The 22,216-nt window shown below is 47.8% G+C and carries 21 protein-coding genes; 6 read left to right on the top strand and 15 right to left on the bottom strand.

What is annotated here, in order from left to right:
• Positions 1–28: 28 nt before the first annotated feature.
• From MUB35_RS11870 to MUB35_RS11855, 4 genes are read right to left on the bottom strand one after another with little or no spacing between them, the layout of a single operon-like run.
• Positions 29–727, bottom strand: a complete 699-nt coding sequence (locus MUB35_RS11870; protein ID WP_033140530.1) for an ABC transporter permease — start codon at positions 725–727, stop codon at positions 29–31.
• Position 728: 1 nt separating this feature from the next.
• Positions 729–1,583 carry an ABC transporter ATP-binding protein gene (locus MUB35_RS11865; protein WP_103731708.1) on the bottom strand — a complete coding sequence of 285 codons (855 nt, stop codon included), beginning with the start codon at positions 1,581–1,583 and terminating at the stop codon, positions 729–731.
• Between the two features lies 1 nt (position 1,584).
• Positions 1,585–2,070, bottom strand: coding sequence for a hypothetical protein (locus MUB35_RS11860; RefSeq protein WP_148391611.1), 486 nt, complete (start codon positions 2,068–2,070; stop codon positions 1,585–1,587).
• Between the two features lie 3 nt (positions 2,071–2,073).
• A complete protein-coding gene (locus MUB35_RS11855) occupies positions 2,074–2,514 on the bottom strand; it encodes a LytTR family DNA-binding domain-containing protein (RefSeq protein ID WP_103731706.1) in 441 nt (146 codons plus the stop codon).
• Between the two features lie 202 nt (positions 2,515–2,716).
• On the opposite strand from MUB35_RS11855, the gene MUB35_RS11850 reads away from it, so the two are divergent.
• Both MUB35_RS11850 and MUB35_RS11845 read left to right on the top strand, forming a co-directional pair.
• The gene (locus MUB35_RS11850) at positions 2,717–3,823 is read left to right on the top strand and encodes a C45 family autoproteolytic acyltransferase/hydolase (protein WP_103731705.1); all 1,107 of its coding nucleotides are present in this window, start codon (positions 2,717–2,719) and stop codon (positions 3,821–3,823) included.
• Between the two features lie 27 nt (positions 3,824–3,850).
• On the top strand, positions 3,851–4,729 hold the full coding sequence (locus MUB35_RS11845; protein WP_054351072.1) for an AraC family transcriptional regulator: 879 nt from the start codon (positions 3,851–3,853) through the stop codon (positions 4,727–4,729).
• 81 nt (positions 4,730–4,810) lie between these two features.
• Here MUB35_RS11845 and MUB35_RS11840 read toward each other — a convergent pair whose 3' ends face one another.
• The 5 genes from MUB35_RS11840 to MUB35_RS11820 all read right to left on the bottom strand — a co-directional run bounded on the left by MUB35_RS11840 (position 4,811) and on the right by MUB35_RS11820 (position 9,714).
• Positions 4,811–6,253, bottom strand: a complete 1,443-nt coding sequence (locus MUB35_RS11840; RefSeq protein WP_103731704.1) for a M20 family peptidase — start codon at positions 6,251–6,253, stop codon at positions 4,811–4,813.
• A gap of 12 nt (positions 6,254–6,265) precedes the next feature.
• Complete coding sequence (locus MUB35_RS11835; RefSeq protein ID WP_103731703.1) at positions 6,266–6,931, bottom strand: hypothetical protein; 666 nt, start codon at positions 6,929–6,931, stop codon at positions 6,266–6,268.
• A 4-nt stretch (positions 6,932–6,935) separates the two neighbouring features.
• Positions 6,936–7,661, bottom strand: coding sequence for a DUF5058 family protein (locus MUB35_RS11830; RefSeq protein ID WP_033140537.1), 726 nt, complete (start codon positions 7,659–7,661; stop codon positions 6,936–6,938).
• Positions 7,658–9,052 carry an MATE family efflux transporter gene (locus MUB35_RS11825; protein ID WP_244806251.1) on the bottom strand — a complete coding sequence of 465 codons (1,395 nt, stop codon included), beginning with the start codon at positions 9,050–9,052 and terminating at the stop codon, positions 7,658–7,660. Before MUB35_RS11825 ends, MUB35_RS11830 begins: the two co-directional genes overlap by 4 nt.
• Positions 9,053–9,159: 107 nt before the next feature.
• Entirely contained in the window at positions 9,160–9,714 is a 555-nt protein-coding gene (locus tag MUB35_RS11820; RefSeq protein WP_052099300.1) for a histidine phosphatase family protein, read from the bottom strand.
• Between the two features lie 141 nt (positions 9,715–9,855).
• On the opposite strand from MUB35_RS11820, the gene MUB35_RS11815 reads away from it, so the two are divergent.
• From MUB35_RS11815 to MUB35_RS11800, 4 genes are all read left to right on the top strand, one after another.
• Positions 9,856–10,530 (top strand): response regulator transcription factor, encoded by a 675-nt coding sequence (locus MUB35_RS11815; protein WP_103731701.1) that lies wholly within the window; start codon positions 9,856–9,858, stop codon positions 10,528–10,530.
• Positions 10,527–11,561 (top strand): sensor histidine kinase, encoded by a 1,035-nt coding sequence (locus MUB35_RS11810; protein ID WP_033140539.1) that lies wholly within the window; start codon positions 10,527–10,529, stop codon positions 11,559–11,561. The genes MUB35_RS11815 and MUB35_RS11810 overlap by 4 nt, the downstream gene beginning before the upstream one ends.
• A gap of 307 nt (positions 11,562–11,868) precedes the next feature.
• The gene (locus MUB35_RS11805; protein ID WP_244806250.1) at positions 11,869–12,633 is read left to right on the top strand and encodes an ABC transporter ATP-binding protein; all 765 of its coding nucleotides are present in this window, start codon (positions 11,869–11,871) and stop codon (positions 12,631–12,633) included.
• A complete protein-coding gene (locus MUB35_RS11800) occupies positions 12,623–14,662 on the top strand; it encodes an ABC transporter permease (RefSeq protein ID WP_244806249.1) in 2,040 nt (679 codons plus the stop codon). Before MUB35_RS11805 ends, MUB35_RS11800 begins: the two co-directional genes overlap by 11 nt.
• Before the next feature lie 48 nt (positions 14,663–14,710).
• On the opposite strand, the gene MUB35_RS11795 is transcribed toward MUB35_RS11800, so the two are convergent.
• The 6 genes from MUB35_RS11795 to MUB35_RS11770 form a co-directional block, all read right to left on the bottom strand.
• Positions 14,711–15,631, bottom strand: coding sequence for a MerR family transcriptional regulator (locus MUB35_RS11795; RefSeq protein ID WP_255785683.1), 921 nt, complete (start codon positions 15,629–15,631; stop codon positions 14,711–14,713).
• Positions 15,632–15,724: 93 nt separating this feature from the next.
• On the bottom strand, positions 15,725–17,011 hold the full coding sequence (locus MUB35_RS11790) for an alkyl/aryl-sulfatase (protein ID WP_118594107.1): 1,287 nt from the start codon (positions 17,009–17,011) through the stop codon (positions 15,725–15,727).
• Between the two features lie 177 nt (positions 17,012–17,188).
• The gene (locus MUB35_RS11785) at positions 17,189–17,896 is read right to left on the bottom strand and encodes an anti-sigma-I factor RsgI family protein (protein ID WP_033140543.1); all 708 of its coding nucleotides are present in this window, start codon (positions 17,894–17,896) and stop codon (positions 17,189–17,191) included.
• Positions 17,893–18,369 carry an RNA polymerase sigma factor gene (locus MUB35_RS11780; protein WP_054351069.1) on the bottom strand — a complete coding sequence of 159 codons (477 nt, stop codon included), beginning with the start codon at positions 18,367–18,369 and terminating at the stop codon, positions 17,893–17,895. Before MUB35_RS11780 ends, MUB35_RS11785 begins: the two co-directional genes overlap by 4 nt.
• Before the next feature lie 60 nt (positions 18,370–18,429).
• Positions 18,430–19,356, bottom strand: coding sequence for a hypothetical protein (locus MUB35_RS11775; RefSeq protein ID WP_244806248.1), 927 nt, complete (start codon positions 19,354–19,356; stop codon positions 18,430–18,432).
• 138 nt (positions 19,357–19,494) lie between these two features.
• A complete protein-coding gene (locus tag MUB35_RS11770; RefSeq protein WP_244806247.1) occupies positions 19,495–22,074 on the bottom strand; it encodes a glycoside hydrolase family 3 protein in 2,580 nt (859 codons plus the stop codon).
• Between the last annotated feature and the right edge of the window lie 142 nt (positions 22,075–22,216).

Raw genomic sequence — 22,216 nt, 5'->3', positions numbered from 1 at the left:
CGGAGAGTCTCTTCTGTGATCACAACACTTATTCCAAACCATATCTCCTGTAACAAAACGTAAAAAACAAAACAACAGCAAAGAAATTGATTCCTATGATCACCATACTCTCAGTACCTGCTCCATGGGTTCCGATCCCCTCCATGATTTTGCTGACCTGCTGGGAAAAGATGTACTTTGACACCTTTGCAATTTTCTCATTGAAGGCCGCCAGCATGGGTAGAAACGAGAGCACCATCATGACAGGAACTGCTATGGAAGTGGCAGCCATCTGCCCTCTGCTCCTCACCCCGATCGCTGCTCCCAGAAGCAGGGAGAGCACGATTCCCACACACATGGCAAGCACAAAACCGGCCAGTTCCTCTCCCCTGAAATTTCCCATGATCCCGAAAAACAGTGCGCCAATGGTGCATATCATGAACACATAACCGCCTGTTCCGAGCAGATATTCCCCTGCCTTTACATTAGACATAAGCAGTACGCGCAAAGTGTTGCATTCTTTTTCCTCTGATATAATTGCCGCCATGGAGGTGAGAGGAGCCATACCGATATACATGGTGGCAAATAAAATCACAAAGAAATTATCCTGCATTCCCTGCATATCTATGGTATTCTGCATCACAGCCGTCAGCAGCGGGAACATAACAAACTGAATCAGTATCACTTTATTTTTCAGGGTATCTTTTACCTGTTTTTTCCATACTGCATATATCTTTCTTCCATCCATGCTACTCAAACCTCCTTCCGGTCAATTCCAGAAATACCGTTTCCAGATTTGGCTCTGTAGAGTGGATACTCTCCACCTGTTCCGATGCAAAAAGCTCCTGAATCTTTCCGGCAGATTCCCTGCTGTTTCGAAGATCGATCTCCCGGCCATCCTTCAGCAGAATCCTGACCCGGTTCTGCTCATTATATTTCCTGCAGATTTCCTCCGGTTTTCCGTATTCCACGATTTTCCCCTGGTTTAAGAGCGCAACATGGTCACATAATTTTTCTGCCTCCTCCATATTGTGGGTGGTGAGAAAGACTGTGGCTCCTTTTGCCTGCTCCTGACGGATCAGGTTATGGATCTCGCTTACTGTGGAGGGGTCCAGCGCACTGCCGGGTTCATCCAGAAAAAGGATTTCCGGGCTGTGCATCAGGGCTCTTGCCATGACCAGGCGCTGCCGCATTCCCTTGGAAAGCTTGCTGACCGGACGCTTCTCTGCCTCCAAAAGTCCCACAGCGCTTAGGATTTCCCGTATTTTTGCCTTTGGTATCCTGTAGATTTCCGCGAATAATGCCAGATTATCACGGCAGCTCAGACGTTCATACAGTCCGGTGTTATCCAGCACCATGCCCATCTTTGTGTAAATACTGCTGGTAAGTTTTCTGGTATCCGTCCCCAATACTTCCGCCCTTCCTCCTGTCTGTACAAGCTGTCCCGTAAGTATCTTGATCAGTGTTGTTTTCCCGGCTCCGGACGGGCCAAGCAGGCCGAAGATTTCACCTTTTTTCAGTGTCAGGCTGATGTCCTCCAGAACTGTTTTGTCTCCGAACCTTTGGGTGATTTCCATTATTTTTATACTGTTTTCACAATCCATTTTATTTCTCTTCCCCTTCCCATTTTTTCTTCATGCGGTTCAGACCCTCTTCCAGTTTCCGGTCCTCAGCCTTCATTTTCAGGCGCATAACACCTATGCTCACAGCAACACTGATGGCAAAGCAGACAATGAAACATACCCACGGTTCCCACATATTTACGGGAAACCAGCCGAATCCCCAGATTGCCATACAGGTGATCGTCAGAATGGACAGCAGCATACATACGGTCCGCCCGGTCCCTGACAAGCGTTTGAACAACTTTTCCGAGAAGAACAGGTACTGCATACAGGTCACCAGAAAAGAAGTCAGCAAAAACTCCGCCATGACCTCCAGAGGAATCCCCTGCCTTCCAAGCCTGAATATGCCGGAAATTTCCTTTGCCGTTTCGCCGAAAAAAAAGGCGATCAGAATCAGTATAGTGGCAGTGATCCCGTAAATACAAAACACATTTCCCAAAAAATCAAATATCGTTTTCTCTCTTTCCATACTCTACCGAACCCCCAGTTTTTCTTTCATATACTCTGCATATTGTCTGGATACAATCAGTTTTTCCCCGTTTGTCATAGTCACAAGAAGACGCCGGTTCAGCTCTGACTTCAGAGAAGCAATGTGCCGGAAATTAATGATGCAGGACTTGTTTGCCCTGAAAAAATCAGCGTCCTCCAGTTGTTCCTCCAGCTCATAAAGCTTCAGATCCGTCTCATACACCTCACTTTTTGTATAGAGAAATGTTTTTTTATCCGCGGTATCAATATACAGCACATCCACTGCCTCGATGAGATACATCTCCCCTGCTTTATACCCGGCAAGCTGTTTGTTCAGCATATGCAGCATGGAGAGTATTCTTTCGATCTCCGGTGTCATTTCCGGGCATGTTACGTGGATGTGAGTCTCTTTTTCATCTGTGTCCGTGTGCACGGTTATCTTCACGCAGCCATCTCCTTTCCCTTCTGCCTAAACCTTAACAGACTCTGTTTAAATGCGCAATAGCATGGGGCCCCAGTTGCCCTATTCGGGTACCAAGTTACCACGCACGCCAAACAGACTGATCTGCCGGACAGCAAAAAACATCAAGTTTCTCTCTTTCTTTCAAATTATAATCTTTTTATAACAGAAAGGAATGATGTGAAATATGGAAAGAACAAACGTATATCTGAAAAATTTTACAGGCACAAGCTATGAAGTGGGAATACAGATTGGGAACTGGATATTATCTGCGCCGGTTCTGCTGCAGAGGGCCTTGCTGCCGCCCGATACCTATCCCCATGATAAATTTGCGCAGATCACCGCTCTGCTGGATGAATACTGTCCCGGTATCAACGAGGAGATTCTGGGCTTTTCAGACACCGTCGGCGTTCATGCGGAACAGATCCTCTTCTACGCAATGACCTATCTGGAACGCGGATGCAGCCTGATGGCAGCCCTTCCATCCAAAACAGAAAACCGCCACACCATGATGGCCAGAAATTATGACTTCCACGATGAAATGGAGGAGATGTGCTTTGCCTATACTGATATCAAGGGAAAATACTGCTATATCGGCTCCACCCTGCATCTGTTCGGCAGAGGTGACGGAATAAATGAGCATGGCCTCGCAGTGTGCCAGGCGGGGAACGGACTTCCCGTCGGCAATTTTGAGGGTGCACAAAAGCCGGGGGTAACGGGATTCCAGCTCTGGATCGTTGTGCGCAGTATTCTGGAAAACTGCAGAACCGTGGAGGAAGCAATCCGGTGGACCATGGATGCCCCTATTGGTTTTAATATCAATTTGATGTTGGCTGACAGCTATGATAGAATAGCATTATTACAATGCATAGATGGCCACAAGGCATATGAAATCCTGGACAGCAGCAGTGAAAAAACATATCTCACGTCCACAAACCACACCCTGTTTGAGGAAATCAAGCCCTACGAAAAAATGGTTATCGAAAATTCCCTGATCCGTAACCGCAATATAGAAAAACTCTTTGAACAGGACAGGCGTATTTCCAAGGAAGACATGAAACATCTGTTGTCCGCTCCCTATCCTGAAGGCCTCTGCTGCCACTACTATAAAGAATTTTTCGGAACACTGCGCTCCATGGTATTTGATGTGACAGATAAGACCATAGAGATGACATTCGGCTCACCGCAGGTAAATACATGGCAGACATTTTCCGTCGGCATGCTGGATGCCGGGGAAATACCGGCACTGCTGCCTCAGGAAAAAGCAGGGCCGGTATTCTATAATATACTTTGACCGAACCATACAAGGAGGGAGGAGACTGTGAACGACCATCAAATCATCGGACAGGCTATTGTATTCATTGAGAATCATTTGTATGAAACGATTACGGCACGTGACGCCGCAGAAGCGGTCTCCTACTCTTATTATCACTTCCACCGCTATTTCAGCGCTGTCATGGGGGAAACCATCGGAAGTTACATACGAAGCAGACGCCTGACGCAGGCTGCGTGGGACTTGACCCACAGCGATAAAAAGATTATTGACATCGGACTTTCTCTTTATTTTGAATCAGCAGAGAGCTTTACCCGGGCGTTTAAAGACAGGTATTCCATGACACCCTCCGAATACAGAAAACATGGAATTGATGTTCTGATCGGAAACCGCCAGTCAGCGCGGCTCCCTGATGAGACCATTGTCACCCATGCCGGATTAACCCCGGAATTTGTCTCCATGCCTGCCATAAATATTATGGGATTTCGGTTCAATACAACGGTCAGCGGCAATGAATCAATTGCCATGTGGGAGCAGTTTAACCGACAGATTCCCGCCTCGCTTCTCTCAAACAGACAGTTTGGCGTATACGAGGCAGGGGAAACCTGCTCTTCTGACGGATTTCACATAGACAGCAAAACTTCCGCCTTTGTGGGGGTTGAAATTCCGGATGCGTATCCTGTGCCGGACCATATGAAAAAGAAAAAGCTCTGCGGGGGCACATACGCAAAGTTCACGCATAAAGGAACTGTGGATACTCTGCTTAGAACCTATCATTATATCTGGGGTGTCTGGTTTCCCAAAAGCGGGTTTGAGCTTGCCGCCCGGGATGATTTTGAATGTTATACAGAACGGTTTACAGGACCGGAAGATGAAAATGCTGAGATTGATATTTATTTCCCGGTTCATGATCGAAAACGGGGATAAAAAAGCTGCTGCAAATGGAAGATTCCATCCATTCACGGCAGCTTTTTCTTTCACCAATAGTGCCCATACTCCGCCGTTCTTCTAACAGCGCTTCATAAGGCGAATATAAAACTCAACGGTCTTTGCCAGGGTTTTCACGGGAACTCTTTCATTGTTTCCATGAATCATACCTCGCTCCTCTTTAGACAGCTTCATCGCAGAGAATTTGTACACCCTGTCCGTGATCCTGCAGTAATGCCAGGAATCGCTGCATGCCATCATGAGATACGGGGAAACCAGTGCCTCTGTCCAGGTGTCGCATACTGCCTGGGATAAAAGTTCCCATTCCCTGCAGGAAGTATCCGACTCTGCGGAAGGATTTCTTCCCTCCACCACACGCACTTCTATATCCGGATTCTGTATGGTGCGGGACAGATAATCCCTGGCAGACTCCACGGTATCTCTGCCAATCAGCCTCAGGTTCATACCCACAGAGGCCATGGGCGGAATCACATTGTAGGCTTTTCCGCCCTCCATTTTTGTCATGGCACAGGTGGTCCGCATCATGGCATTCAGCTCACCGCCGGACTTTTTGCACACCTTGTCAAACAGCCCCTCAAAGCACCAGAGATTTGCAAAGATCACTCTATACAGAAAACCGGAGTGGCGCCCCAGTATGTCCAGCATTTCCCTCACGGGTTTGGTGAGCTGGCGGGGGAAGGGATGGTTTTCCACCTCTGTCACAGCCTTGGCAAGCTCTCCCACAATGGTATGGACCGGAGGCATGGAGGCATGGCCGCCGTTACTTTTTGCGTGGAATTCAATGTTTGTAAGACCCTTCTCAGCGATACCGATGAGGGCACATTCCCGTGAAACGCCGGGAAATACATTTTCCACCACGGCGCCGCCCTCGTCTACTACCATAGCCGGGGAAATGCCGTTTTGTTCAAACCAGTCCACAATGGACGGACAGCTCGGCCCATTGATCTCTTCCTGTCCGGAAAAGGCAAAGTAAATGTCATGTTCCGGCACAAATCCCTCTTTCAGAAGCTGCTCCGCAGCCTCCATGATTCCGCAGAGAGTTCCTTTGGTATCCAGTGTTCCCCTGCCCCAGAGCACACCATCCTCCACAATGCCTGCAAACGCCGGCTTCTCCCACTGTGATTCCTCCACAGGCACCACATCATAATGGGACATAAGGACAACCGGGCGCCCCTCCTCTTTTCCTTTCCAGTGATACAGCATGCCGTTAACCCCGATAAACTGGCGGGTCAGACGGCTGTGGATCTCAGGATAGATCTTCGGAAGCAGTTCCTGGAATTTTTTAAATTCAGCCTTGTCTATGAGACTTTCGTCATTATACGATACGGTTTTGCAGCGTATCATTTCTGCCATGTCCTGTACCGTCTTTTCTTCATCTACTGTGACCTGCTCCCCGGAGGGCTTTGGCCCCGGCTTCGGCTTGAACATCGCCGCCCGCACTAAGATAACAGCCAAAAATACAATGACTGCCGCCAATAGAATCCACAATATCATCTGCAGCATTTCAAATCCCTCCTATAACTTTCCATTCTTATATAAAAATCTTGCCGAGCCAATGGCGATCAGCGCCCCAACAGGTACCAGCACGCCCACAGACCCGGAAAGGGACGGTACCAGAAGAAACAGTATGACCATAAAAAGCAGCGGCGCCACGGAAATCTTCCAGTTTTTACTCACATACACCACCGCCAGACCGCCGAATAAGGACGGAAGTATATTGTCAAAGGCAGGCTTTACTGCCGGATTATTCAGTATTGGGGTCAGCGGTACAAGAAGCGCCACGCCCAGGGCAATGACTATGGTGGTGACAATGGAGGAGGTGGCAACCGCTATGGTGGAAATCACCTCTCCCTTCTCTGTTCCCGGTTTTACCTTTGCATTCTCCATGGCGGTGAGGGCTGCCGGAACTTTCAGGTTGGTCAGATTACCGGTGACAAAGGCCAGATAAGACCCGGCTGTCCCCAGCATTGGAACAAAGGTCACCACCTCGATCAGGCCAACCGTCCAAAAAATAGGCGCCACACCCAGAAGTCCTTTGAGTACCGGTTTCCAGCCCGGCCACGCCTGATAATAGATACAGGTGACAATGGGATAGGCGAAAATCATGCCCAGCGCGCAGAGAATCCAGATGCGCCCGTAAATGTGTGTCATGTCTTCATATGTTCTGCCGTTTTTCTTCATCCTGTCAACCTCCTATCATGGGTGTGATAACCGCCGCAAAGATCATAGCTCCCAGCATACTGACAGGAAGCGCATAATTCTCCAGCCATTTCCAGCCGCACTTTTTTATGAGAATCCCGCAGATACCCATAAGAAGAGCGGAAAACAGCAGGACAAAGATTGGGATCCAGCCCTTCAGTCCATTGCGGATATCAGAGAACACCATTCCCAGAAATGCGGATATCATGCCCAAAAACATGGCTGTCATAAAAATATCGCCCCATTTGCTGTCCTTATTCTTGATCTTCAGCAGGCCTCCCTGAATCTTTTTGATAAAGAGGGGCACCCAGATAAGCCCCGGAAAGATGCCGAGTGTCATGACCCAGCAGATGGCTGTATAGACTTTCGGGTCTGTCACGGTCTCCGACAGGGAGATATGCAGGGCATTGGCTGTGGACGTGGCTGCCGGAAGTTCATATGTAATGGCTCCGATGACACTGAGCCTCAGCCACGGCAGAGGCAGCCCCAAAAACTTAGACAGTGTGATGACGCCCAGCAGTATGGACACAGCCGGAGCCAAGGTAAATACTGCGGTGGACAGAATGGTCTTTTTCATCTGCGCTGTCTCGATTCCCAAGCTTTTTCCCCGCCTGTAAGCCCGCACCAGGAAAAATATGGACTGGGCAATAACGAACAGGATCACCAGTCCTGCCAGGGTAAACAAAAAGGTACTGTTTGGTTGAAATTTCATGTGTTCTCCTCCCTTGTCAGCTTCCGTATCCAGTTCCCATAATGGGATTCCAGAAACGCCGGTACACATTTGAATATCTGGTCCGCGTTCAGGCAGCAAACCACAACTGCCGGTGATGCTTTCATCACAAACGCCATAAAAAATGACAGAGGTATGACAATGCCCCAGATACTGATCAGGTCCATTTTCACTACAAACATAGCATTGCCGCCGCCCCGGATGATCCCGTTGTTGGTGGGCATCTGGTAGGACATGCCCACACAGACTACACTCAATATGATCAGGAATGTGTTGGCCATATCTTTAGTTGCAGACGACAGATCATAAAGATTCAGAATTGGAATGCGGATAAAGAATAAAAGGATTCCCGATAAGATTCCAATCACCAGGAACATTCTCTGCATCACCTTTGCGTACACCTTCGTCAGCGCTATGTCTCCTGTTCCGATGGTCTTTCCTATGATGATCGATGCCGTGGAGGCTGCTCCCACTGCTGTGGATTTCACCATCAAAAACAGTGTGGACGCCGCGCTGTTGGCGGCAATCGCCGCGGATGTCATATGCCCCAGAATCACTGTCTGCAGAGCAGTATTGACACCCCAGAGGCTCTGTACCACCACCATGGGTGCTGTGATCTTAAAGTAGTCCCTGCACAGAACTTTGTCGAATGACAGATAATCTTTTAATCTGAGATTCAGGTTCTTTTCCTTTTTTGCTATGTATAGGATCAGCACAGCGCACTCTGCGATTCTGGCTGTCAGCGTTCCCACCGCTGCGCCTGCGGTTCCCATTTCCGGTGCACCGAAGTGTCCGTATATGAGGACATAATTGATTCCGCAGTTGATAAAAAATGTCATAATGGAGAGGCCAAACGCAATCTTTACCACCTCCACACTTCTCAGCGCTGCCAGCAAAAGCTGGGTAACCGCAAAAAACAGATACGTGAACCGTATGATATTCAGATACTGCACACCCTCCTCGATGATGTGTCTGTCAGTGGTAAAAACACCCACTGCCTGGAAGGGAAACAGACTGACCAGCACAAACAAAAGGAACGCCACCACAAGCCCTGCATGCATAGCTGTGGCTGCAATCTTTTTCATGGGTTCCGTCTGCTTTTTCCCCCAATACTGGCTGCAGAAGATCACAAGCCCGTCTCCCAGTGCCATAAGAATCTGCTGAAATACAAACTGGATCTGATTGACCGCTGCCACGCCTGCCAGTGATGTTTCACTGTAAGCTCCCAGCATCATATTATCCGCCAGATTTACGCTGAGCGTGATAACGTTCTGCAGCACCAGTGCCGCGTATATAGAAAAAAAGCTGTAATAAAATGTTTTATTTACCTTGATATGTAAGTTCGTGTTTTCTGTCCTGCGTATTCCTGTCATTTCACTGTCTCCATCCCTCTTCTGTCCATGCATCCGTGTGTTTCATTACACTTCATAGTGAACCATATTCTCCTCAATTTGGGGGCTGTTGTTTTCTTTTACACGCTTTAACGGTAAAATCCCAGCCACCTGCTTTCCTGCTGAAAGTCCATCTGTATCACAGAGCCGCTGGCTACAGATTTCCTCTCTATAAACCGCTGTATGACCGTCTCATGGGAAACCACAATTATCTTTTTACAGTGCATGTATTTTTTCACTGCCAAAAAGGCCCTTTCTCCAACCTTTGAAAGACTTTCCCAGTGGTATTTACATTCGCTGCACCACTCTCCTTCATACCGTTCCATCTCCTTAAGAATAGCCGGGATTTCCTCCGGCCCCGTGTATGTAAAGGTCAAATCAGGCATCCATTCGTGCAGGTCTGTTTCCACGGTCAGGGGAATACCGGTAACCCGGGATATGACAGACGCGGTTTGAAGCGCTCTGGTATAGGGGGAAGAGAGAATCAGATCCGCACCCGGAAGTCTTTTGTCCCCAGCCGCCTGTTCTGCCTGCTGCACTCCCTTTTCTGTCAGCTTTGCCAGATCACGGCCGTGCCCTGCATAACCTCTCTTATCAACGTCAGAATAATCCGGTTCCCCGTGTCTGACCAGCAGTAAGTCCATGATAATGCTCTCCTTTTTCCATTTTTTCTCTTAATTTAAAATTATACTCGTTTTTGTCAATTAACGCAATGAATTTTCCTTTTCATTGCAAACCGCCGCCGGGAATACTATAATATAAGAAAAACAGCAGGAGGCCTGAATTTGTACCATATATTAATTATTGAAGATGATACGGATATCCGCAGTGAACTGAAGCTGATGCTGGAAAACGCATTGTATCAGACAGATGTCATAGAGGATTTTACCCATATTCCCGCTCAGGTGGACGCGCTCTCCCCTGATCTGATCCTGCTGGACATCCAGCTTCCGGGAGTTGACGGTCTGTCTCTGTGCAGGGAGATCCGCAAAACAAAAGACACGCCTGTCATCTTTGTGACCAGCCGGGGCTCCTCCATGGATGAATTGAACGGCATCATGATGGGTGGCGATGACTACATCACAAAACCCTACGTGGCCCCCATTCTGCTTGCCAGAATAGCCGCGGTGCTGAAACGCTCGGGAAGGGAAAACACAGCCACGGATGCCTGTATCCTGACCTGCCGCGGATGCCGGCTCAATCTTCTGAACAGCACCCTGGCCTGCGGGGATAAGACAGTGGAGCTTACCAGAAACGAGCTGCGCATCTGCTGGAATCTCTTTTCCAGGTGCGGTGAAATCGTACCCAGGGAAGACATTATAGACGATCTGTGGGATAATCAGATATTCATTGATGACAATACACTGAGTGTGAACATCACCCGTATCCGCGGCAAGCTGCGCAGGATCGGCGTGGAAAATCTGATTGAGACAAGGAGAGGACAGGGGTACCGCATATGAATTTTCCGGAATATATCAAAGACAAAATACTGACCATACTGATGCAGATACTGTGCATGACAGGCAGTTTTATCTACCTGTACACCTGCGGTATGAAAAAGAACCAGCTTCTGCTTTTTTATCTGGCCTGGCTCTTTCTTCTGGCTGTCTGGTTCACCGTTGACTGGTACAGAAGAAGCCGGTACTTTAAAGAGCTGTTCCACATATCAGACTCGCTGGACAAGCCCTATCTCATATCAGAGGTCATGCCGGATTCCTTCCGCCTGGAGGACCGGCTCTATAAAAGGATCCTCAGAAGCTCCAACAAATCCGTCATCGACACAGTCCATCATCTGGAATCCGAGCGCACAGAGTATAAAGACTTTATAGAGAACTGGATACACGAAGTAAAACTTCCCATCACCTCCATGAACCTCATCTGTGACAACAACAAAACAGCAGAGACGAGAAAGATCAAAGCCCAGCTCTCAGAGCTGGAAAATGATGTAGAAAAAGCACTTTTCTATGCCAGATCTGACACGGTGTATCAGGACTACTTCATACACCGGATCGTGCTGAAAGACGCGGTTCTGACTGCCATCCAGCGCATCCGCCCTTATTTGATACAGAATCAAGCGCAGGTAGAGCTTCACGGCTGTGAGGAAATGGTATACTGCGATGATAAATGGCTGGAATTTATTTTAAACCAGATATTTCTCAATGCCGTCAAGTATAAAAAAGAGGAAAGCCTGCGCATAACCATTGATACTCTCAGGGAAAATAACAGCACTGCACTTATCGTTTCAGATAACGGTATCGGCATTCAGGACAGTGAGATCGGGCGCATTTTTGACAAGGGATTTACCGGAACCAACGGCAGACATAACCGGCAGTCCACAGGGATCGGACTGTATCTGTGCCGAAAGCTCTGCAGAAAACTGGGAATCTCCATAGAAGCCCGTTCTGAGGAAGGAAAATACACAAAAATACTGCTGCATTTTCCTGACGGCAGCAGTCATTTCTCCAGAGACGGACAAAATGCAGAAGCCTGAGCCAATCTGTTACTGTTCACTGCGTGCCCAGTAACACGCTTCGCGATGCACAGTTCTGCCCTTTAGGGTACAAAATGCAATAAATTGCATTTTGGCGCTGGCCAACTCGGGATTTTGCTTCGCATCGCGCAGCATCCCCTTGGGGAAAACACCTCGCGGAACATTGGCCGTGAACAGTAACGCCAATCTTTCAAAATTGTAAGTTTACTGCAGACTACATTGATATGAAACACAGACGCTTTCCGGTATCATAGAACCAAGAACAGGAAACTCCCCTGTACAACAGCCGGAAAGGAAGGATAACAAGATGGAAGAATTAATCCGTGTGGAGGATATGGAAAAATATTACGGAAGTAAAAACAATCTCATAAAAGCTGTGGACCGCATCTCTTTTACTGTCAGCAAGGGCGAGTTCACCGGTATCATGGGAGCCAGCGGAAGCGGCAAAACAACACTTTTAAATCTGCTGGCAACTGTGGATATGGTTACCTCAGGCCATATCTATTACGGTCCCGAGGACATCACAAGGCTCAGCGAGGATAAAATGGCTGATTTCAGGAAAAACAATCTGGGATTTGTCTTCCAGGACTTCAACCTGCTCGACACGCTGACCATTCAGGAGAATATTTCCCTTGCCATGTCACTGACAAAGAAAAGCAAAAAGGAGATCCAGGAACGGACGAAAAAAATCATGGAGCGCCTGGATATCCTGCCCCTTTGCGACAAATTCCCCTACCAGGTATCCGGCGGACAAAAGCAGCGCTGTGCCTGTGCCAGGGCACTGATCAACCATCCGAAAATTGTTTTCGCGGATGAGCCTACAGGCGCTCTGGATTCCAAATCTGCCCGGATGCTCCTGGAGACTTTTACCCATATGAACGAACAGATGAATGCCACCATTTTAATGGTCACCCACGACGCTTTTTCTGCCAGTTACTGCAAGCGCATCTTATTTTTAAAGGACGGAAAAATCTTTCATGAACTGCAGAAGGGCTCCAGAAGCAGGAAGGAATTCCTGGATGAGATCCTGGATGTGCTCTCCCTGACAGGAGGTGATGGGGATGCTGAATAAGCTGGCTCTTCGCAATGCCAAACGCTCCTTCCGAGACTATCTCATCTATCTTCTGACCATGGTATTCACTGCTGCCCTGATGTTCTCCTTTGACTCCATGATCTTCTCAGAGGATGTAAAAAAGCTATGCGCCGAGGCGGGAATGATGGGCGCCATGCTGGGTCTGGCCACCTTCTTTATCGTGCTCATCATGATATGGCTGGTGCACTATATGATGAAATTCATGGCGGAAAAACGAAGCAGGGAATTTGCCACCTATCTGCTTCTCGGATTTCACAAAAAGCAGATCGCAAGGCTGTTTTTAAAAGAAATGCTGCTTCTGGGCCTGGCTGCTTTCTTCATCGGCCTGCTTCCCGGCCTCTTTCTGCAGCAGGTTATCACAACCCTGATCTATGCCATTGTGCAGGCTGACTACACGATCCATATCCAATGGAACATAGCGACTTTTTTTATGACTGCAGGGATTTTCTTCGGCTCCTATGTGCTGGCAATGTTCCGGAGCAACCGGCGTTTTAAGAAAATGAATATCCGTGAGATGATGTACCTAGACCGCCAGAATGAGGAATTGAAAAACGGAAATAAATCGGGAAAACAGTGGATGTTTTTTGTCTCCCTATTCACGATTCTATTGTTTGGCTGGATGCTGTACTTTGGGCATTTTAATCAATGGAATGTATATCCCATGATCGCGGCACTCATTGTCTCCGTCTATTTTCTGTACATGGGGCTCTCCGCTTTTCTTATCAGCTACATCCGGAAAGGAAGAGCCGGCGTATATAACGGAGCCAATATATTCCTTCTCAGGCAGCTTGCCTCCAAAGTAAAAACCATGCAGTTTACGCTGGGCACACTCACGATTCTTTTTATGGTGGCCCTGGTGGGGGTATCGGATGCCCTGACGCTGAACCAGTTTCAAAACACACAGGTGCAGGAAAAATATCCCTTTGATGTTTGCATATACAACGAACATACCGATTATGATTTTGCCGAAGAGAAAGCGCTGACGGAAAAGTACGCGAAAATCACAGATTTTCTGGCCTATGAGATTTATCAGGATCATACCAATTCCTGCAATCGTTATCTTACGGAAGCGCTTTCTGAGAACGACACTTACTATTACTCCTGTTTTAAATACGACACCTATATGCGTTTAAGCGATTACAACCGCCTGCGGCAGATGCTGCATCTGGAGCCGGTCAGCCTTCAGCAGGACCAGTATCTGATACAGACAAAAAAGAGGCTAAAAAAAACACTGCTGCCGTTCTCCGAAACCCCTTTGCACATTCAGGGGCAGGACTATGTCTGTGCCGGAATCTATACCGATACCTTTGAGCAAAGCGGACACAACGGTGCTGATTATATACTGGTCGTCCCGGATGAAACGGCGGCCTCCATGACGCCTTACTACTCCCTCATGGCAGCCAGTATAAAAGGCAGCCTTCCGGATGATTTCTACGACCAGGTGCTGTCCATGTGGGGCATCAATATGAAAAATGATTCCTATGAAGAGCTGGATAACTATATGGACAGCCTGGACCGGGGAACCGGATCAGATGCCATCTATGTGTCTGATAAGCTGGTATTTCTGAAAGAAAACGATGCAAGGGAAATGAAATTTCTGCTCTCCACCCTGATCTTTCCGCTGATCTATGTAGGGCTTGTGTTCCTCTGTGTGGCGCTCACAGTGCTGGCAGTCCAGCAGCTCTCAGATTCCGGAAAATACAAATACCGCTATCAGCTTCTCGGCAAACTGGGCATGCGGACAAAGGAACTGAACCAGATAATTTTCCGGCAGCTTGTCATTTACTATATCTGCCCCTTTGCAGGAGCGGTACTGCTCAGCGGAGGCATTGTGGGCTTTATCAGCCATAATTTCGTCAAATACTCCGGTGTGCAGGCACCGTCCTGGTCTTACTTCGGGCTTGCACTGCTGCTGTTCGGCGGTGTGTATATAATTTACTTTATCGCAACTTACATTGAATTCAAACGGAATATCATGTCCGCGCAGAAAGTGCCTGATGTGGAATAACATTTAAGGGGAAGCCCGGTTTACCGGACTTCCCCCTGATACTGTCCCCTATGCTTTTCTGTTCTGAATAAAATACTGGTAGGCTCTTCCTATAAATTCAGAGGCCCCTTTGCCATAGTTTTTATCCATAGTATCAATCAAAAGTTTTTCATGCAGATAGCCGTCAATCATGTTTTCCCAGAAGTTTTTGCCCATTTCCATTCCTTCGTACAGTTTTTCCGTGATCTCCACACATTCCTTTATGGTCGCCTGCACTTCCTCCGAGCCCGGGTCTCTTGTCAGATCGGATACCAGAGCCTCTGTAAGCTCCTTGTTCCGCTGCAGTCCGCCGTCCTCTTTGAGTTTCTGTCCTTTTTCCATCAATTCGGGCATATGTTCCAGGTTCTTTCTCATGGCAGATATAAAATCTTCCATGCTGTCATAATTTTTCTTGGCAGCGTCAACCAGGAAGGACTCTTTTCCTTTCCACTTACTCACCCAGTCATCAAATGCTTCCATGCTTCCAAAGCTTTTTATGACAGCATCCTCATGCTCCTTCCGGAATTCGGACAGCATGTCAAAATATTCTTTTGTATCAAATTCTTCAAAACTCATACACGTTTCCCCCTTTTCTAATTTTCCCAACAGACGAATCATTTTGTCCAGCCGTTTTCTCTTTGTCTCCAATAGTTGTTTCTGCTGCTTATACGCCTCTGTTTTGTCAAAGGCCGGATTTTCGATAATTGCTTTGATCTCTTTTAAAGAGAAATCCAGCTCCTTGAAAAACAGTATCTGCTGCAAGGTTCCAAGTGCAGCGTCATCGTATAAGCGGTAGCCGGAATCCGTCAGCTTCGTTGGTGCCAGAAGCCCTATCTCGTCGTAATACTGTAATGTCCTTACGCTGATCCCTGTTAGCTCAGAAACCTGTTTTACTGTCTTAATATGATTCCACTCCCTTCTGTCCATGTGTTTTTTGCAGCTCTGTATCATATTTCTTTTCTATGATAATTTCATCTTACACTATCACGGAACGTGAGAGTCAATAATGTTTTTCAATAAATTTAAAAGGGGGAAATATAATTTTTATCCTTGGATATCTCCGTTTGCACGGAGCAGTTCTTTTGCGCATTCCATATAATAATGGCGCCCATTTGCGCTTGTTTCGTATTCTGCCGTTTTTTCCAGAGCTGCGGCTTTTAACTGCAGCACTTTGCTGTCAGGTTCCGCAGCCAGCAGCAGATCACAGAGCTCCAGGCACCACTGGTACTCTTTTTCCTTTAGTGCCTTTTTGGCCGCCTCAAAAGTTTTCGTTTTGCCGCCTATCAGATCCAGCATTTTTTCGGAATGCGCTTTCGGAGCAAGGGGATGGAGATTCGTCGGATTTCCGTCAAACCATCCTAAATATGCCGAATAAATCTCTCGTACCGTCCACTCCACACATCCATAATGCTCCGCCAAATACGGAAGATTTGCATATTCCCCGGGCAGTCGGATTTCAGAAGCCAATTCTTCCGGGCTTTTGCCTGCATTCATTCCCTCTAATGTTTTGGTGAGAATATAGTCAATAGAATTTTTAAAATTCCCCAGCACTTCCCGGATTTTTTCATTGCCGGATATCAGCGCTGTATGGCCCGGCAGAAGATATTCTGCAGGGTAAGACATGAGCACATCAAGACTGTGGATCCACGTTGCGAGATTGCGGTACTGTCCGCCGCGAATCGCGTATAAATTGGGAAAACAGCCAAAATAATTGTCGCCGCAGCACAGCACTTCCTTTTCAGGGAACCATATCATGAGCTGTTCTTCCGCCTCACCCGGAAGACGAACCATCTCGACCTGTACCCCGTCAATTTCTCTGACAATGCGCTCCTGCTGACAAACCCTGGTCGGTGGGACAAAAGCCCTGTGTTCCCCGTAGACCACGCCCTCCCGCGGTCCGATTCCCTGAGAGATGGCTTCCTCGTCTGTGAGAGAATATCCAAACTGCCGTTTTCCCCGCAGATTCTGAATATCCTGCAGAAGTTCCGTTTTTTCCAATACAGCAGTTACAGGTTCAAAGGCTATGATTTCCTCCGCGCTTTCCTGAAATGCCCCTGCGCCGCCCCGGTGATCGGGATGTCCGTGTGTATAAAGAATGGTTTTTACTTTTTTGCCAGTATTCTTTTCAATGATTTCTGACAATCTTTGCCCGCGCTCCAGGGTGTCCAGAGTGTCAATTAAAATAACGCCGGCAGCCCCCTCAACAAAGACAGCGTTGCTGTGCCCGAAGCCTGATACGAACCACACCCCTTTTGTCACTTCAGAAACGGTTTCTTTGTAATTTTTTTCTGTAAAGTCCCGTAATGTCTGACCGCCATTTTCTATAAGCATATAATTATGCCTCCATTCCTTTGGTTTTTCTCTATTTTACCACAATTACAGGGGTGTGAACATGAGAAACTTGCTGCCGATGCCAGAAGGCAGAAGGAAATGGACGAAAAAACGGCATAGCCGTAATGGCTGATGCCGTTTTTTGTGGTGATGTTTTTATGTCCTGTCATGCTGTGTTTATTCTCCGTGATGCCCGTTTCTATGCCCGTGTTCTGTATTTTCATAGTCTGAGTCGCCGGAAGAATGACTGCTCTGCTGATTTTCCTGACTCTCTTCCGACTGGTCACCCCTGGATTTCTCATCGTGTTTTCCATTGCCCTGGCCGCTGTGTTTTTCTCTGTGGCCTTCTGTCTCCGTGTCATGTTCCCGGCTGTGATGTTCACGGTACTGCTGACCGTATGAGTGGCAGGCCTCATTGGCGCTCTGCTGCATATCTGCCTCCTGCTCGTCATCATGGCAGGAAACCTTCACCTTTGCCTTATCCCCCTGGCACTCCTGATAGGAATCTGTCTCCATAATGGCCTGCAGCGCTTCCTGGTAATGCATTCCCGTCACATCCACCTGGGAGATTATGCTCTCTCCGTCTTCGTTCAGACCCTCCGCTGAAATCACCGTTTCTTTGCCGTTTACGGACAGACCGATCTCAACCGGGCCTTCCATAGTGATATATGCTGCCTCGGCTTTTATCTCATAAGCCCTCATACTCCCCGCAAACACCAGTACCAGCAGCAAAGCCCCTGCCAGTGTCCGGTAAAATACCGGTCTTTGGTAAAAGCGGCGTTTTGAACAGGAATCCAGTTGGGCGATCAGGGTTTCCTTTGTTTTTTCCTTCATCTGCTCATCTGCTTTTACAGAATCAAATGCGTCTCTGATTTTTCTGCTCACTCCACGTCACCTCCTACCATATCCTTCAGCATCTGTCTGGCACGGTTCATCCAGGTATAAACGGTATTCTCTTTTTTATGCAGGATTCCCGCTATTTCCACTGCTGTGTATCCCTCGTAATAGAAGAGATAAATAACGGATTTGTATTTGTCCGGCAGTTTCAGGACTGCCTCCCGTATGTAAGATAAATCCTCCTTCTCCTCTATGGGAATTTCCTGTGCTTCCTCCAGGGAAGTATGCCTGCGGAAAATATTCTTCAGGAAATCCTTGCACTCATTAATCGTCACCCGGATGATCCAGGCTTTTTCATGTTCCTTAGAGTCAAATTCCGGATTGGCGCGCATCAGCTTCAAAAAGACGTTCTGCATAATGTCCTGGGTGTCATCATAATTCTTTCCATAAGAATAGCAGATACGGGTTATGGTATCTGCGTATTCTTCCACTATTACATTGATGTCCCATTTTGTCATCATGTGAATGAAATCCTTTCGGCTTTATATGATACTATCTGTCTTCTTTTCCTTGATGCTGTCTTATTTTCCGTGATGATTTCCATGACTGCTACCGTGATGTTTCCCATGGCCCCCGAAAGTGTCTGTGCCGTTCACAGAATCTTCCGGATTCTGACAGGCCGCGCTGTTCCTGCAGGCTTCATGGATCTGGCAGTTGGCGCCGTACTCACACTCTTCCGAATTCTGACAGGCTGCGCTGTTCCTGCAGGCTTCATGAATCTGGCAGTTGGCGCCGTACTCACACTTCTCCTGGATTTGACAGTCTTCATTGTTCATGCAGACTCCCTGGTTCCGGCAGTCGGTTCCATTCATGCAGATTTCCGGATTCTGACAGTCGGTTCTATTTATGCTGTCGGTGATGACAGTATTAGCCTGGTTTTGACCGTCTGCATGATACGCAGAATCTGTCTGGTTTTGACTGTCTGCGGCATCTGCCTGACTGTCTGGATTATTCCCGACAGATGTCTGTTTCACACTGTCCTCATAGTTCACAGTGACGAACTGGTTTTGGCTGTCAGTTTCATTCGCAGTACCTGTACGTTTCTGGCTGTCCGCTTCATTTGCAGTGCCTTTACCACTCTGATTGCCTGCTTTATTCCCAGTGTCTGCACGATTCTGGCTGTCCGCTTCATTTACAACACCTGTACGGTCACGGCTGCCTGTTCCGTTTATGACAGTATCCCGGCTCTGTCCGGAAGTACCATAGACGCAGTTGCCCGGGTTCTGACAACCTGCTCCATGTTCACAGTCTTCCCTCTTCTGACAATCTGTTCCTGCACAGGTTTCCGTATATGAGCAGTCTGCTCCATGTTCCCTGCACACACTATCCCGGCACCACAGACGGCTGTGATCCCCTTTTCCTCCTGCCATCACAACGGTACTCATTGTCCCAACCAGGAGCACACCTGCTGCCGCGGCAGCTAAAACTTTTCTTTTATCAAACTTCATCTTTTTATTCCTCCGATTCTTCATCCTTTTATTTTCAGCGGTTTCTTCCCGGCAGAACGCCCGGAAACTCCTCTTTATACTAATAAAACGATTGGACCGGAGGAATCCTTTCAAAAATATGAAATTTATTTTATTTTTTTACTTTTCCACCTTCAGATATGAATCCAGCCCTGTAAACTGCTCCAGATAGCTGACTGCATCCTCATAACGGTTGGACTGCAGAATCAGATTTACGGTATTACAGATGCAGCGTCTCAGCTCCTGTATGTTAAGCGTTCCCTCTGACAGCTCCTGACGGATGTTCTCATGATCCTGGGGAATGCCCGGCATTACCATATCATTGCCCGCACGCATACAGCCTGCCGCTGTACACTCGCCTCTGGGGGACGCAAAGGTCGTCGTCCAGTCTGTCATGATGGCGCCTGCAAATCCCCATTCATCTCTGGCTGCCCTGGTGCAAATGTCGTAGCAGTTGGCAGCATGCACGCCATTGATCATATTATAAGAGGTCATAATGGACATGGGCTGGGAATTTTTCACTGCGATCTCAAATCCTTTCAGATAGATTTCGCGCAGCGCGCGCTCGGAGAGTACGGAGTCGGAACCCATACGGTTATCCTCCTGATTATTGCAAGCAAAATGTTTGATGGTGGTTCCGCATCCCGGTACCTTCTGTACACCCAGAGTCATGGCAGAAGCCATGATACCTGACAGCAGAGGGTCCTCGGAATAATACTCAAAGTTTCTTCCGCAGAGAGGGTTCCTGTGAATATTCATGCCCGGTGCAAGCCATAAAGTCACCTGGAAAAGTTCCATCTCCTTTCCTATCATCTCTCCCACTTCTTTTACAAGTTCGGCATTCCAAGTCTGGGCTAAGAGTGTTCCCACCGGAATCGCAGTACAGAACTGATAATAGGAGGTTCCTTCCTCTTTTACCGACTCTGCGAAAAATCCTTTTTCTATAGAGTTCATGAAATTCTCAGGTACGATTTCTCCGTCAACCACCTGATATTTCTGGTTCAGGCGCAGCCCTGCAGGGCCGTCTGCCAGAGCCATGGACGGCAGATTCCAGGGTTCCCCGGACGCAGCGGAGGAGGTCTCAGCCGCAGCTCCCGGCACAGTGATCCCTGCTGAACCGAGTACAGCATCCTGGCCTTTTCCCGGGTCTCCGGTCGCCATCAGCACAAGCTGCTCCCGGGACAGGGACTCCACAATCTCACCCGCCCTGCCGGTAAAATGTTCCGGCAGTTCTGAGTAAACCACGATTTCTTTTCCTATATTCTCTGCGCTCATATGTACACAGGGAAGCCCTGCTGTTTTTTCCAGCCAGGCAGCTTCTTTCTCCATCATCCTGCCATGGTCCGGTGTCAGCTCCTTCAGCTCCTCTTTCAGCGGGCAGATATGTTCACACTGTACCAGAACGGCATCTTTGTTCAGACACAGACTTCCTGCAGGCTCTGCATCCTGAATGGAGCTGCCCACCCAGATACCATAAGTGCCTCCCTCCAGAATCCAGGCTGCCTTCTCCTCATCGAAAGAGGCAAGCTGGTATACCGGGAATGTAATGGTCATACTGCAGGACTCCTGCGGCTTTAATTCCTCTGTTTTGGCAAATCCGGCAAGACGGCGGTATTCTTTAGCCAGTTTTCCCTGAGGGCAGGAGACATAGATCTGCACTACTTCTTTGCCGCAGTATGTATCACCTGTGTTGGTCACCTCCACCGTTACCGCGATTTCCGGTTTTCCGCTCTCTGTATTCACAGCCTCAACCCCTTTTGTGTTGACTGAGAAATCCGTATAAGACAGACCATAACCGAACGGATAACGCACAGGCACGTCAAAGGTATCAAAATACCGATATCCCACATAAATGCCTTCCTGGTATTTTTCTGTATTCACATCCCCGTTTTTAAAGCTAAACGTATCACTGCTCGGATAGTCTTTATAATCAAGGGCCCAGGTATCCGCCAGTTTGCCGCTTGGTGTCACTTTGCCGGATATCACGTCCGCAAAGGCATTGCCGCCCTCCTGCCCTGCCTGCACAAACTGCAGCACAGCTTTAATATTGTCAAACTCCTCTGCAAACGCCAGGTCTACAAGACCTCCTGTATTGATCACCAGAACAAGGGAATCATAAGCCTTTGATAACTGACCGATCAGCGCTTTTTCCTCCGCGGAAATATAATAATCACCTTCCGTGTCATGACGGTCCGCATTTTCTCCCGCTATACGGCTCAGTACATAAATGGCTGTATCTGCACCATCCAGAGCAGCCTTTTCCACATCAACGGGATTTCCGCAGGGCATGAAAAACGGGGTTGTAGAATATGCCTCAAAAAAATTGTTGTTATATACCGGCAGTTTTCCCAATATCTCATCCCGCCATTTAAGCCGTGTCTCCTCATAGAGAGATGCATAAGCCTCCAGCCAGGCGTCACTTGTGATCTCGTATCCCGCGTTTTTCAATCCCTGGCAGATATTGATGCATTCTCTTTCATTGACATCGCCGGAGCCTGTGCCGCCTTTGATGGTCTTTACTGCACCGGCACCGTAAAGTCCAAGCTTTGCACCATTTTTGATGGGCAGAATATGGTCCTCATTTTTTAAAAGTACAAACCCCTCTGCTGCTGCCTGACGGGCAATTTTTCTGTTTTCTGTCTCTCTGGCTGTCACTTCATTTGAAGTTGTTCCTGTAAATGTTTTCTTTTTTAACTGCATGGTATTCCTCCCAGACTGCTTGTCTTTATTAACCGCAGCTGTTCCGTAACTCCCAGCTGCTATCCTGTCTTATATTATGACGAATAAAACAGGAAATTTCTACGGTTCTTTTTAACTATTTATAGGCTGATATTGATATTTT

It is taken from the genome of Blautia sp. NSJ-175 (assembly GCF_022867815.1).
GTDB classification, from domain to species: domain Bacteria; phylum Bacillota; class Clostridia; order Lachnospirales; family Lachnospiraceae; genus Blautia; species Blautia celeris.
This window is presented reverse-complemented; position numbering and strand designations above follow the sequence as displayed.

What these genes read in the sequence shown, in the direction of transcription:
- MUB35_RS11870 (WP_033140530.1), bottom strand. Translation starts at nt 727, where the DNA reads ATGGATGGAAGAAAGATATATGCAGTATGGAAAAAACAGGTAAAAGAT.
- MUB35_RS11865 (WP_103731708.1), bottom strand. Translation starts at nt 1,583, where the DNA reads ATGGATTGTGAAAACAGTATAAAAATAATGGAAATCACCCAAAGGTTC.
- MUB35_RS11860 (WP_148391611.1), bottom strand. Translation starts at nt 2,070, where the DNA reads ATGGAAAGAGAGAAAACGATATTTGATTTTTTGGGAAATGTGTTTTGT.
- MUB35_RS11850 (WP_103731705.1), top strand. Translation starts at nt 2,717, where the DNA reads ATGGAAAGAACAAACGTATATCTGAAAAATTTTACAGGCACAAGCTAT.
- MUB35_RS11840 (WP_103731704.1), bottom strand. Translation starts at nt 6,253, where the DNA reads ATGCTGCAGATGATATTGTGGATTCTATTGGCGGCAGTCATTGTATTT.
- MUB35_RS11835 (WP_103731703.1), bottom strand. Translation starts at nt 6,931, where the DNA reads ATGAAGAAAAACGGCAGAACATATGAAGACATGACACACATTTACGGG.
- MUB35_RS11830 (WP_033140537.1), bottom strand. Translation starts at nt 7,661, where the DNA reads ATGAAATTTCAACCAAACAGTACCTTTTTGTTTACCCTGGCAGGACTG.
- MUB35_RS11825 (WP_244806251.1), bottom strand. Translation starts at nt 9,052, where the DNA reads ATGACAGGAATACGCAGGACAGAAAACACGAACTTACATATCAAGGTA.
- MUB35_RS11820 (WP_052099300.1), bottom strand. Translation starts at nt 9,714, where the DNA reads ATGGACTTACTGCTGGTCAGACACGGGGAACCGGATTATTCTGACGTT.
- MUB35_RS11810 (WP_033140539.1), top strand. Translation starts at nt 10,527, where the DNA reads ATGAATTTTCCGGAATATATCAAAGACAAAATACTGACCATACTGATG.
- MUB35_RS11805 (WP_244806250.1), top strand. Translation starts at nt 11,869, where the DNA reads ATGGAAGAATTAATCCGTGTGGAGGATATGGAAAAATATTACGGAAGT.
- MUB35_RS11800 (WP_244806249.1), top strand. Translation starts at nt 12,623, where the DNA reads ATGCTGAATAAGCTGGCTCTTCGCAATGCCAAACGCTCCTTCCGAGAC.
- MUB35_RS11795 (WP_255785683.1), bottom strand. Translation starts at nt 15,631, where the DNA reads ATGATACAGAGCTGCAAAAAACACATGGACAGAAGGGAGTGGAATCAT.
- MUB35_RS11790 (WP_118594107.1), bottom strand. Translation starts at nt 17,011, where the DNA reads ATGCTTATAGAAAATGGCGGTCAGACATTACGGGACTTTACAGAAAAA.
- MUB35_RS11780 (WP_054351069.1), bottom strand. Translation starts at nt 18,369, where the DNA reads ATGATGACAAAATGGGACATCAATGTAATAGTGGAAGAATACGCAGAT.
- MUB35_RS11775 (WP_244806248.1), bottom strand. Translation starts at nt 19,356, where the DNA reads ATGAAGTTTGATAAAAGAAAAGTTTTAGCTGCCGCGGCAGCAGGTGTG.
- MUB35_RS11770 (WP_244806247.1), bottom strand. Translation starts at nt 22,074, where the DNA reads ATGCAGTTAAAAAAGAAAACATTTACAGGAACAACTTCAAATGAAGTG.